We start from the raw sequence: 12,297 nt of genomic DNA, 5'->3' as shown, positions 1-12,297 counted from the left end.
ACAGAAAGTTATACAGCGTTGTGACGAGTGACGAGTTTTTAAGAAAACTTTTTACGGTTTCATCTGACTTACGGCCTCTTCAAGCGGCTTGCTGAGCGGCGGAACATCAGCCGGAACAACAAGCGGCTCGGCAGTTTTGTCCTTCATGGCAGCCTTCCTTTCTGCCTTGGTGGCATATCTCACGCCAGTGACATAAAGCTCCTCATACATATCAATAGATGTCATTGGATTTTTTCCCGGTGCTTTGCCTTTTGCGTTCAAATAATAATAACGCCTCAAAAGACTGCTGAGCTTGGGCTGACCATACTTTGTGCTGTACACCTCGCCTTCTTTACAGCCTATAAAGCGAACCTTATATCCAAAGAATTTCACTGTAAGACTGTCCGCTCCGGTATACGCACTGTCGCAATATGCAGTAAACGTCTTATTCACTGTATCATTTTTCAGTCCTAAGACACTACCCTTCCATCCGCGGGATACGACCTTGTCAGAAGCCTTGTCTGTAACAATGTCTGATTTTGGCAAACGATCAAGCAGCATGTAATACCAGCTTAAAAGCGGCAATGAAGAATAGTAACTCTCACCCTCTTTGCGTACATTTTTCTCCGAACGCGTCTTGCATCTCACCCTTCCTTTGCCGATAAGTCTCTCAAGGAGAGATGACAGGCTCGGATGTTCCTCGGAACCGACACTGCCGATAGGCAAATAATAGTCATAAAGTCCCTCACGAAAAGAAGTCGGCACAGAATCGGTATATATATATGCTCTGCAATAGGCAGATATCACAAGATAATCAGGCTCGCCAACCATGGCCTCGACTTCAGGTATTGCGTATGCACGTGGCTTCAGCATCACAACGCCGCTGCTGACAGTATCTGCAAGAAACTCCTTTTCATAATAGTTGATATGATTAACCGTAACCTTGCCCTTATATCCCTTTGGCAGAGGCAAAAGGCCGTCGGCTCCGCTAACGCCCACGCAGCGGTTGCCCGAAATAAACACACTCGCGGCATGCACCGTACTGGAGTCGGTCATGTCGACAATCTTAATCTGCGCGCTGACACATAATGCTGACATCAGCAAAAAGAAACTGAATAAAGTTTTTTTCATAGTAAACGTCTAATTTAAAAATTAAAAGTCAAGAATAAAGGAAACCTGCCCGTAATACAGAGAAGGACATGCTTTCCTTGATTCCTGACTCTTTATGTTGATATAGTAAAGCTTATTTACTGCTTGTTGGCACGCTTGCGGTCGTTGTGGTCAAGAATAATCTTGCGCATACGCATGCTCTTAGGCGTAACCTCTATAAACTCATCTTCCTTGATGTACTCCAAAGCTTCCTCAAGTGAAAGCACTGTGCGCGGGATGATGCGTGCCTTGTCGTCTGATCCGCTGGCACGTGTGTTGGTAAGCTGCTTTGCCTTTGTCACGTTTACCACAAGGTCGTTGTCGTGAACATGCTCGCCCACAACCTCGCCGGCATACACTTCCTCACCCGGATCGATGAAGAACTTGCCGCGGTCTTGCAGCTTGTCGATAGAATAAGCATAGGCAGTGCCTGTCTCCATGGCTATCATCGAACCGTTAATACGGCGTGAGATGTCGCCCTTGTAAGGCTGATACTCCTTGAAGCGGTGTGCCATGATGGCCTCGCCCTGGCTTGCGGTGAGCACGTTGGTGCGCAGACCGATGATGCCTCTCGACGGTATGTCGAACTCAATGTTCACGCGGTCGGCCTGACTCTCCATTGATGTCATCTCGCCCTTGCGGCGTGTAACCATATCTATCATCTTGCTTGAGAATTCTTCAGGCACGTTGATAGTAAGTTCCTCGATAGGCTCACACTTAACGCCGTCGATTTCCTTATAAATTACCTGCGGCTGACCAACCTGGAGCTCGTAGCCCTCGCGGCGCATGGTCTCTATAAGCACTGACAGATGCAGCACACCACGTCCGCTTACAATCCACTTATCCGTTGAGTCCTCGAAAGGAGCTACACGCAGCGCAAGGTTCTTCTCGAGTTCCTTCTGCAGACGGTCGTTGATGTGGCGGCTGGTGACAAACTTGCCCTCCTTGCCGAAGAACGGCGAATCGTTGATGGTGAAGAGCATGCTCATTGTAGGCTCGTCGATGGCTATAGGCGGCAGCGGCTCCGGATTTTCAAAGTCGCATATTGTATCGCCGATTTCAAACTTCTCCAATCCTATGATGGCACAGATGTCACCGCTGCTCACCTTGTCGGTGCGCACGTGGCCCATACCCTCAAAGGTGTGAAGCTCCTTAATCTTGGTCTTCTCCTGAGAGCCGTCGCGATGAGCTATCGTCACGTTCATTCCCTCAGTGAGAGTTCCGCGGTGAACACGTCCCACGGCAATACGGCCTGTATAGCTTGAATAGTCGAGACTGGTTATCAGCAGCTGCGGCGTGCCCTCAAGAGCCTTAGGCGCAGGGATAACCTCTACGATTTTATCAAGAAGATATGTGATGTCTGTTGTAGGATTCTTATAGTCCTCACCCATCCAGCCGTTCTTCGCACTTCCGTAAACAACGGGGAAGTCGAGCTGGTCTTCGGTGGCGTTAAGAGAGAACATAAGGTCGAACACCATTTCATAAACCTCTTCAGGGCGGCAGTTGGGCTTGTCAACCTTGTTGACAACAACGATAGGCTTCAGTCCTATCTGAAGAGCCTTCTGCAGCACGAAGCGTGTCTGAGGCATAGGGCCTTCGAAAGCGTCAACGAGCAGCAGACATCCGTCTGCCATGTTGAGCACACGCTCCACCTCACCTCCGAAGTCAGAGTGTCCCGGAGTGTCTATAATGTTTATCTTGGTTCCTTTCCAGTTTATCGAAACGTTCTTAGAAAGAATGGTTATACCTCGCTCACGCTCCAAGTCGTTGCTGTCGAGCACCTGGCCGCTCAAGTCTTGTCCGTCACGGAACAAGTTACCGGCCAACATCATTTTGTCCACAAGTGTGGTCTTACCATGGTCTACGTGGGCAATAATAGCTATGTTTCTGATATCTTGCATACTAATACCTTAAAAGTCAGGTGCAAAGTTACACATTTTTTTCGTAACATTTTGCTCTATACAGTTTTTTTGCATAATATTGTAAAGAACATATCCTCAAAATGATACATTGCCATAAAAAATAATCGAAATTTATTTTATATATAACTTTTTATTTGTAATTTTGCACCCGATTTCGGAGAATCCGATGCATTTGATGATGTTCACGCCCTCACAGCGGCGCGCTGCATCAGAAAGATGTAATCACAAAACATTTAAAACAAAAAAATTCAATGTATTTAGATCAAGCTAAAAAACAAGAGATCTTCGGCAAGTACGGAAAGTCTAACGCTGACACAGGTTCTGCAGAGAGCCAGATAGCTCTGTTCTCTTATCGTATTTCACACCTGACAGAGCACCTGAAGAAGAACCACAAGGATCACGCTACTGCAAGATCACTGACTATCTTGGTAGGTAAGCGCCGTGCATTGCTCGACTATCTGTACGACCGCGACATCAACCGCTACCGTGCAATAGTTAAAGCTCTTGGTCTGCGCCGCTAATTTAAGAAAGCGCAAACAAAGCTTAAAAGAAACACGAAGTCCCGAAACTGTTACTAAACGGTTTCGGGACTTAGCTTTTTATAACGTGCCAACCTCCCGTATACATACAGCCATGGCGTTAACATAGCTGTTAATAGCATTTCTGTGCTATAAGGCCGCAAGTTACATGCCGGCGCCCATTCAGGCGCATACATGCATATAAAAACACAGACAACCAAATTATGGCTGCCTGAATGCGGTTATTATAATAATGTGTGTTTGTATGATGACCCGGCTCTACCTGCTCATCCGAGAATCTCGCGCAGCGGCTTCATAACAAAGTCGCGCTCATGCATAAGCGGATGCGGTATCTTTAAATCAGGCTCATCCACCTTTACATCATCATAAAGAAGAATGTCGATGTCTATTATGCGGTCGTGATACTGGCCGTTTACCGACTTTACAGTGCGCCCCATGTCACGCTCTATAGCCTGCGTAGCTTCCAATACGGCACGCGGACTCAGCTGAGTAGACACGCATACAGCTGCATTGACAAACATATTGTCTGAAGAAAAGCCCCACGGCTCGGTTTCGTAAAGAGACGAAACACGCTCTACCCTACCAATGTGTTCACCGATAAGATCAACGGCACGCCTTACGTTATGTTTGCGGTCGCCTAAATTTGTGCCAAGAGAAAAATAAACCGTATGCAATTAGGAAGCAAGAATTAAGGATTAAGAAATAAAAAGTTTAGAATTGGAAAGTAAGAATTAAGAAACAAGAAAAGACGCCTTTGCGGCAACACCTCTTACTTCTTAATCCTTACTTCTTATTTATCAGTCGTTTACGATGAGCATTGCGTCACCGTAGCATCCGAACTTATATCCGTTCTTCACGGCCAGGTTGTAGGCCTCCATCACGACGTCATAACCGCCGAAAGCAGCAGTTGACATAAGCAGCGTTGACATCGGATGATAGAAGTTGGCTATCATAGAGTCGGCTACGCCAAACTCATAAGGCGGGAAGATAAACTTGTTAGTCCATCCTTCATATTCTTTCAGCATCTTGTCTGTACCCACAGCCGTCTCAGTGGCCTTGATCACGCTTGTGCCTACGGCACAAACATGATGTCCTGCAAGCTTGGCATTGTTAACCGTCTTGCATGCCTCTGCACTAATAAACATCTGCTCTGAGTCCATCTTATGCTTGGTGAGGTCTTCAACCTCGATGTCGTGGAAGTTGCCCAAAGCGCAGTGGAGAGTGATAAATGCGAAGTCGATACCTTTAATCTCCATACGCTTCATCATCTCACGGCTGAAATGCAGGCCAGAGGCAGGAGCCGTAACAGCGCCTTCGTTCTTGGCAAAGATACACTGGAAGTCGTCTATGTCTTCAGGTGTTGCCGGACGGCGGTCTACTATATAATGCGGCAGCGGAGCCTCTCCGAGTGCGTAGAGGTCGTGCTTGAACTCATCGTGAGGACAGTCGTAAAGGAAACGCAGCGTGCGTCCGCGGCTTGTAGTGTTGTCGATAACCTCGGCCACCATGCTTCCGCTCTCGTCAAAGAACAGTTTGTTGCCGATACGTATCTTGCGGGCCGGCTCAACCAGAACGTCCCACAAGCGCATCTCCTCGTTAAGTTCACGCAGAAGGAACACCTCTATCTTAGCGTCGGTCTTCTCTTTTGTACCGTACAGACGTGCGGGAAAAACTTTTGTATCGTTGAATATGAACGCGTCGCCCTCATCAAAATAGTCAAGAACATTGCGGAAGTCGAGATACTCGGGGTTGCCGTCCTTGTCTTTCAACGGCTCACCATTCTCGTCTTTCTTGTACATCTCTATTTTCTGAGACACCCGGTGCACCACCATAAGCCTGCACTCGTCACGGTGATATGGCGGATTAAGGGCTATCAGCTCTTCAGGGAGCTTAAACTTAAATTGTGACAGTTTCATATCTTAAATATTCTCGGTTAATTTATCTTCTATTGTTTGCTGCTCAAGCCACGCCGGAACGTCGTCGAGCTTTATGCAGTCTTCTATGCGTATGTCGCCCACACGCGTACGGCATAGTGCCGTAAGATAGGCTCCGCTATTCAGTGCCTCGCCTATGTCGCGCGCCAGCGCCCTTATGTATGTGCCCTTGCCGCACACTACCCTGATGCTCATCTGCATCTTTTCGGGGTCGAACCAGAGCAGTTCTATCTCGTCGATGCGCAGAGTCTTCGGCTTAAGCTCCACGTCGCGGCCCTTGCGCATAAGTTTGTATGCGCGGTCGCCGTTGACCTTGCAGGCTGAATAAGCAGGCGGCACCTGCTGTATCTCGCCCACAAACTTGGGCAGCGTGGTCTCTATCAGCTCGCGCGTGATGTGCTCAGTGGGATAAGTTGCGTCTACGGGATGCTCCATGTCATAGCTTGCCGTGGTTGCACCCAGCTGCAGCGTGGCCGTATATTCCTTTGTATGGGCCTGCAATTCGTCGATGCGCTTGGTGGCACGGCCCGTGCAGAGTATCAGGACTCCTGTGGCCAGAGGGTCGAGCGTACCGGCATGACCGGTCTTTACGCGCTTTACTCCAAGACGCTGTGATATAAGATAACGAACCCTCGCAAGCGCGCCGAAGCTCGACATGCGATAGGGCTTGTTGATGCATACTATCTCTCCTTCGGTAAAATTCATACACTTCTCAGTCTGCCATCTTCATGTCAACGCCACAAAGCATGCAGATTAATATTATGATTCCTACTACTATACGATACCAGCCGAAAGCTGCGAAACCATATTTTGTTACATAATTAATAAAGAACTTTATCGCAAGAATGGCTACGATGAACGCCACCACAGAACCTACGATAAGCATCTCAAGATTATTTCCGGTTGCAAGGAGCGAACCGTCGCCATGACTTATCAGCTTGTAGGTTTCGAGACACGTGGCTCCGAACATTGTCGGAACGGCGAGGAAGAACGAAAACTCAGCCGCAGCCTTGCGAGTCAGCTTCTGCGACATACCGCCGACTATAGTCGACATTGAACGCGACACGCCCGGAATCATTGATATGCACTGGATAAGGCCTATTATGAATGCACGGCGATATGTAAGTTTGGTGTCCTCTGAGCCGTTACCGAAAAGCTTATCGCAGAACAGCATGAACACACCTCCAACTATAAGCATGACGGCTACGAGCGTAACGTTGCCAAGATTAGACTCTATGAAGTCGTTGAAAGCCAAGCCCAGCACCACTGCCGGCAGCACGCCGACAACAAGACGGGCATAAAAGTCATACATGGCCTTCCAGTAAGACGTTCCGGTCTGAACCGCCTCGGGATAGAAGAAGCGGCGCCAGTAAAGACATATCACAGACAAGATGGCTCCAAACTGTATGATAACAGTGAACGCCTTTACAAAAGGAGTGCTCTCCACTCCAAGAAGTCCCTGAGCGATAATCATGTGTCCGGTTGAAGACACAGGCAGAAACTCAGTGAGTCCCTCGACGATTGCAATAATTATAGTCTGTAAAAGATCCATTTATTATAGTTTTTGCTCTTCGTTGTCCAATTCAATCTCGTTTTCAGTTCCGTTATCCTTCGGCTTGCGCATTATGGCATATACCATCGACACAAAGCCTATGAAGCATATCACCGGGGCAACCTTGATGCGCATTGCGCTGAATATTTCCGGATTAAACGTGTTGTCGTCGGTACCACCGCCGCTCATAAGGATAAAACCGATGATGACAACTACCATTCCCACAGCAAGGAGAATGAAGTTCATGCGGTCAAAAGCTAAATTCTTTCTGTCCATTTTATAGTTTTATATTTTTGTTGTGTAACAAACTTTCCGTCCACTTAGGCCACGTGAAGCAGCCTCTGAAAAACAGCATTCACTTTAGATTTTATATAGGTCGCCGGCCTTCATCCTGAGGAATTTGTTGACCGACACGAATGCGCACAGCAGCGTGATGACGATGCCGAACACGAACACCGAACCTCCCGTAACGGCCATCACCTGCCATGTGATAACAGTGAGCACTCCGGGCTCGTATGTATACAGGGCATATATGCCTCCGCCAAGCACGAGGTTGGCTATGACTGCTGCCAGAAGTCCTATGCCGATGGCATTACAGAGGAAAGGTCTGCGGATGAATCCCCATGAGGCTCCGACGAGCTTCATGGTATGAATAGTAAAGCGGCGCGCATATACGCCAAGCTTTACGGTGTTGTTGATAAGCGAGAACGACACGCACGTGAGCAGCACGGCCAGCACGAGCAACACCAGGTTGATTTTCTGCAAGTTGGTGTTCACGCTGTCCATAAGGTCCTGCGGATAAGTTATGTCAGTAACCTTAGAGTCGCGCTTCAGGTCTTTCGATATCCATTTGAGCGAGTCGCTGTTGGCATACTGCGCCTTGAGCTGCAGCTCTATCGAAGCGACAAACGGATTGGTGCCCAAGAACTCGCTCGGGTCCGTGCCCATGGCCTCGGTCTGTTCCTTCAGGGCCTGCTCCTTGCTTATATATGTCAGATGACTTATGTAAGGGCGTTTTTTCAAGTCGTTGCACAACTGCCGTGCCTCCGGATTAGTTATATCCTCGCCAAGCATCATCGTAACTGTGAGGTTTTCTTTCACATACGCTGAAAGATTGTGCGCCGTGAAAACGGAGAACACTACCATTCCTAACAAAATCAGCACCAACGCGGTGCTTATACATAAAGTTATGCCCTGCAGTCCGTGGCGGACGCGGGTCTTGTTTCTTTTTTTACCCATTATTTTGTGGCTATAACACACCTAATTTGGTGCAAAGTAACAAAAAAATATTCTCACTCACAACAGTTTAACGACTATTAACAGCATTAGGGCTATTATATAGCCGTATGCAGGGCTATACGACATGACATTTTGAGAAGTATTTGTCTAATTAGGCTTCCTTTCTGATTTACGCAAAGGCTTCCATACCGCGGAATTCTAAACTTATTTATCTCTGGGCGCAAATATCGCAGGCAGAAGTGTGCAAAGACTGCAGCCTGACAATCAGAAGGTTAAGAGCTTATTTTGGCAAAGTGTGCAGCGAACATACACCTGCAAAAGAAAGAACATACTACATTCGCAGCATAAAAGGCCGTATTTCGGCATGTAATCCTATGCATTTCGCATTGCAAAACAATGCTTTCTGAAATGCAAAAGGCCATGTTTTGCAATGTAAAAGACTTGATTTCAGACTTTAATATGCCTGTTTTTGCATGGCAGGAGGCTATTTGCCATTCTAGAACGAGCCGCAAAACGTACATTTTCAGAATATCATATTGACATATAAAACCGCAACAATGCTTTCAAAGAGACATATGCAAGATTTATTTCTGCATATACAGCATACAGCTTCTGCAACGCGCTGCCCGCAACAACGGCTGCATGCAGGCAGACGCCCTGCACAAGAAGATAATATAACTATTTCTTCAGCAACGCGGCATAGCCACTTTACACAGCAACAGATGCCAAGAAAGGCACGGCAAATGCGGCTGGATATTGACAAAAGAAAAATAAAAGCTGACTTAACGGCTTTTTATTTTGTTATTACCAAAGGTTGCACTATCTTTGCATATATGAGCACAGTAATATATCCATCGCCGATATTCGGCCCGGTTCACAGCCGCCGTCTCGGCATTTCGCTAGGCATAAACCTTATGCCGGCAGACGGTAAGGTCTGCACATTTGACTGTATTTATTGTGAATGCGGCTTTAATGCCGACCATCGTCCTAAGCTGCGCCGCCCCACACGCGAGGAGGTTGCAGAGAAGCTTGAGGCAAAACTCAAAGAGATGAAGACCGAAGGACAGCTGCCCGACGTGCTTACGTTTGCAGGCAACGGCGAACCTACGGCGCATCCGCACTTCGCCGGAATAATAGACGACACCATAGAGCTGCGCGACAAATATTGCCCCAAGGCCAAAGTGTCGGTGCTGAGCAACACCACAATGGCAGACAGACCGGAAGTGCACGCAGCACTGCTGAAGGTGGACAACAACATTCTGAAGCTCGACACTGTTGACCCTGACTATATTAATAAGGTGGACCGTCCCGTCAGCAAGACCTACGACGTAAAGAAAATCATTGAGACCATGAAGTCGTTCAATGGTCACGTGATTGTTCAGACGATGTTCATGCGCGGCAAGACCGGCAGCGAAGACGTCGACAACACGGGAGAAAAATATGTTGGTCCGTGGCTCGAGGCATTGAAAGATATCAAGCCGCAGCAGGTTATGATATACACCATCGACCGCGAGACACCAGACCACGACCTGCTGAAAGCATCTCACGAGACTCTCGACGCCATACGCGACAGGGTTATTGAGGCAGGAATAAGCTGCACGGCATCTTATTAACGAAGGGACAAGACACAGGCATACAACGTCTCGCATATAACACAAAAGGATATGACGCAGAAAAGCATGATAAGTTTATGGGCAAAAGTTTCTGATTATCTTGCATTTACGCAAAATATTCTTTACTTAGTAAACAAAGAAATGGCGTATGAGTCCAAAGTTTAAAGAGGAAAATGGATTTGTCTTCAAGATATATTCCAACGAGGAAGAACGGAAGCATGTCCATGTAATAAAAGCCGAAAACGAAGCTAAATTTTGGCTGGAACCCAACATAACGCTGGCAAACAACTATGGGTTCAGCGACAAAGAAATAAAAAATATCACTAAAATTGTATTGAAATATGGAAACGAATTTAAACGACAATTTGAAGAACACATCGGTAAGCGTCTTGATGATTAACTCTCAGGGGATGATGCTGTCCGTCTTAGGCAACGACTACTTTGTGTCGTACAATCGCGTTCCATGGCTTCGCAATGCACGAATAAGCAGCGCGCTCAACGTCAGAATGGCAGGAAAAAACGCAATAGAATGGCCGGAACTGGATGTCGACCTCGAAATAGACTGCCTGAAACATCCTGAACGCTATCCGCTCGTGATGAAAAGGTCTCCTCTCGACGTGCTTTAAATTATACGCCTAACTTGTTTTATCAAACAGCTATAAACTGTACGGCGTCTTATTAACGAACAGCCTACAACACCTATACCAGGCGACATTCCGCTGCTTTCATTCAGACAGGAATGTCGCCTGATTATTTAAAACGAATATATCAGAAACACCGTTAAGGCAAAGCCATACACTTGCCTTTTATCATGATGGCACAAACCTTTTAACTACTTTAACCCGAAAAGTAATCGGCAGTTCCTTATTTTTGCATAATTTTGCACCCCGAAAAAAGGATAACAGAATTATGGCTAACATTAACGACATGACCGTGGGCTCGCCCACGCGCGACATCATACACTTTGCGGTGCCGCTGATTTGCGGCTACATATTGCAACAGATGTATCTAATAATCGACGCAGCCATCGTAGGCCAGTTTATAGGCGTAAACGCCCTGGCTGCCGTAGGCGCGTCTTCATCAATAATGTTTCTGATTATGGGCTTCTGCAACGGCTCGTGCGCAGGCTTCGCCATACCAGTGGCGCAGGAGTTCGGAGCCAAAGACTACTCAAAGATGCGTGCCTACGTGAGCAATGCCCTGCGCATAGCGGCTGTGATAGCCGTTGTGATAACCGTGATAACATGCATATTCTGCGAGCGCATACTGAAGATTGTCAACACGCCGGCCGACATATTCCACGACGCATGGCTGTTCCTTATGCTCAACTTTCTGGCCATACCGTTCACCATAGCGTATAACATCCTGTCGGGATTCATCCGTGCCCTTGGCGACTCCAAGCAGCCATTCTACTTTCTGATAGCCTCTTCGGTGGTCAACATCCTGCTCGACTTTCTGCTCATCATCGCCTTCGGCATGGGCGTTGAGGGCGCAGGCATCGCCACCATGCTGTCGCAAATATTTGCCTCGGCACTGTGCGCTCTATACATAAAGAAGCGCATGCGCATACTCATTCCGCAGGGACGCGAGCGCGCATACAACGACAAGATGGTGGGAAAGCTGCTCAACAACGGCATACCCATGGGGCTTCAGTTCTCCATCACAGCCATCGGCACCATAATGCTGCAAAGTGCCAATAATGCCCTCGGCACGGTCTATGTGGCTTCGTTTACGGCGGCAATGCGCGTGAAGTATCTGTTCACGTGCGTGTTTGAGAATATCGGAGTGGCCATGGCCACATATTGCGGACAGAACATAGGCGCACGCAAGCTGGAGAGAATAAAACTGGGAATGACTTCGGCAGTAAAGATCATGCTCGTTTATTTTGTGTTTACCCTCATTGTCATCGGGCTTTTTGCCGACGAGATGATGCTGATGTTCGTAAAATCTACCGAAAGCGAAATTATATCAAACGCAGCAATGTACATGCGAATATCAAGCTATTTCTTCCCCGTTCTCGGCATTCTCACCATATTCCGCTACAGTCTGCAAGGCTTAGGCTTCTCTAATCTGTCAATGCTTTCGGGCGTAATGGAGATGATAGCCCGCTGCGGCGTGAGTCTGTGGCTGGTTCCGGCATTCCTGTTTCTTGGCGTATGCTACGGCGACCCTACGGCATGGATAGCCGCCGACCTGTTCCTTGTGCCGGCAGTGGTGATTGTGTATAAAAGGCTCAAAAAGCGAATGGCCAAGGCATGACGGCAGACAACGAGGCAAAAGTGTGAATGAAGAAGAGCCAACAGCAAAAAAGCATGACGGCAGAAAGCAGAATGATGCAACCAGATCAGCTCTTACGGAAAATCATATACA

The 12,297-nt window shown here is 47.5% G+C and carries 13 protein-coding genes; 5 read left to right on the top strand and 8 right to left on the bottom strand.

The window, feature by feature from the left end; genetic code table 11:
* Nucleotides 1-51: 51 nt before the first annotated feature.
* Entirely contained in the window at nucleotides 52-1,110 is a 1,059-nt protein-coding gene (locus ACU52_RS00980; protein WP_147630726.1) for a hypothetical protein, read from the bottom strand.
* A gap of 116 nt (nucleotides 1,111-1,226) precedes the next feature.
* On the bottom strand, nucleotides 1,227-3,029 hold the full coding sequence (gene typA / locus ACU52_RS00975) for a translational GTPase TypA (RefSeq protein ID WP_021855086.1): 1,803 nt from the start codon (nucleotides 3,027-3,029) through the stop codon (nucleotides 1,227-1,229).
* A gap of 272 nt (nucleotides 3,030-3,301) precedes the next feature.
* Between typA and rpsO the strand changes: the two genes are divergently transcribed.
* Nucleotides 3,302-3,571 (top strand): 30S ribosomal protein S15, encoded by a 270-nt coding sequence (gene rpsO / locus ACU52_RS00970; protein ID WP_021855088.1) that lies wholly within the window; start codon nucleotides 3,302-3,304, stop codon nucleotides 3,569-3,571.
* Nucleotides 3,572-3,855: 284 nt separating this feature from the next.
* On the opposite strand, the gene folK is transcribed toward rpsO, so the two are convergent.
* The 6 genes from folK to ACU52_RS00940 all read right to left on the bottom strand — a co-directional run bounded on the left by folK (nucleotide 3,856) and on the right by ACU52_RS00940 (nucleotide 8,314).
* The gene (gene folK, locus ACU52_RS00965) at nucleotides 3,856-4,263 is read right to left on the bottom strand and encodes a 2-amino-4-hydroxy-6-hydroxymethyldihydropteridine diphosphokinase (protein ID WP_053397399.1); all 408 of its coding nucleotides are present in this window, start codon (nucleotides 4,261-4,263) and stop codon (nucleotides 3,856-3,858) included.
* A 123-nt stretch (nucleotides 4,264-4,386) separates the two neighbouring features.
* The gene (queA, locus tag ACU52_RS00960) at nucleotides 4,387-5,505 is read right to left on the bottom strand and encodes a tRNA preQ1(34) S-adenosylmethionine ribosyltransferase-isomerase QueA (protein WP_021855090.1); all 1,119 of its coding nucleotides are present in this window, start codon (nucleotides 5,503-5,505) and stop codon (nucleotides 4,387-4,389) included.
* A gap of 3 nt (nucleotides 5,506-5,508) precedes the next feature.
* Nucleotides 5,509-6,228 carry a tRNA pseudouridine(55) synthase TruB gene (gene truB, locus ACU52_RS00955; RefSeq protein WP_053397398.1) on the bottom strand — a complete coding sequence of 240 codons (720 nt, stop codon included), beginning with the start codon at nucleotides 6,226-6,228 and terminating at the stop codon, nucleotides 5,509-5,511.
* Between the two features lie 7 nt (nucleotides 6,229-6,235).
* Entirely contained in the window at nucleotides 6,236-7,075 is an 840-nt protein-coding gene (locus tag ACU52_RS00950) for an undecaprenyl-diphosphate phosphatase (RefSeq protein ID WP_021855092.1), read from the bottom strand.
* A gap of 3 nt (nucleotides 7,076-7,078) precedes the next feature.
* A complete protein-coding gene (locus ACU52_RS00945; protein ID WP_021855093.1) occupies nucleotides 7,079-7,351 on the bottom strand; it encodes a DUF3098 domain-containing protein in 273 nt (90 codons plus the stop codon).
* An 84-nt stretch (nucleotides 7,352-7,435) separates the two neighbouring features.
* Entirely contained in the window at nucleotides 7,436-8,314 is an 879-nt protein-coding gene (locus ACU52_RS00940) for a cell division protein FtsX (protein WP_021855094.1), read from the bottom strand.
* Nucleotides 8,315-9,147: 833 nt separating this feature from the next.
* On the opposite strand from ACU52_RS00940, the gene ACU52_RS00935 reads away from it, so the two are divergent.
* The 4 genes from ACU52_RS00935 (at nucleotide 9,148) to ACU52_RS00920 (ending at nucleotide 12,186) form a co-directional block, all read left to right on the top strand.
* Nucleotides 9,148-9,927 (top strand): radical SAM protein, encoded by a 780-nt coding sequence (locus ACU52_RS00935; protein ID WP_053397510.1) that lies wholly within the window; start codon nucleotides 9,148-9,150, stop codon nucleotides 9,925-9,927.
* A gap of 148 nt (nucleotides 9,928-10,075) precedes the next feature.
* Nucleotides 10,076-10,327, top strand: coding sequence for a DUF4160 domain-containing protein (locus ACU52_RS00930; RefSeq protein ID WP_053397397.1), 252 nt, complete (start codon nucleotides 10,076-10,078; stop codon nucleotides 10,325-10,327).
* Nucleotides 10,269-10,553 carry a DUF2442 domain-containing protein gene (locus ACU52_RS00925; protein WP_021855098.1) on the top strand — a complete coding sequence of 95 codons (285 nt, stop codon included), beginning with the start codon at nucleotides 10,269-10,271 and terminating at the stop codon, nucleotides 10,551-10,553. The genes ACU52_RS00930 and ACU52_RS00925 overlap by 59 nt, the downstream gene beginning before the upstream one ends.
* 283 nt (nucleotides 10,554-10,836) lie before the next feature.
* The gene (locus tag ACU52_RS00920) at nucleotides 10,837-12,186 is read left to right on the top strand and encodes an MATE family efflux transporter (protein ID WP_053397395.1); all 1,350 of its coding nucleotides are present in this window, start codon (nucleotides 10,837-10,839) and stop codon (nucleotides 12,184-12,186) included.
* Nucleotides 12,187-12,297: the final 111 nt, after the last annotated feature.

Origin of the sequence: Xylanibacter rarus (assembly GCF_001275135.1) — a bacterium.
GTDB classification, from domain to species: Bacteria; Bacteroidota; Bacteroidia; order Bacteroidales; family Bacteroidaceae; genus Prevotella; species Prevotella rara.
The sequence above is the reverse complement of the archived record's forward strand: the minus strand, read 5'-3'. Positions and strand labels throughout refer to the sequence as shown.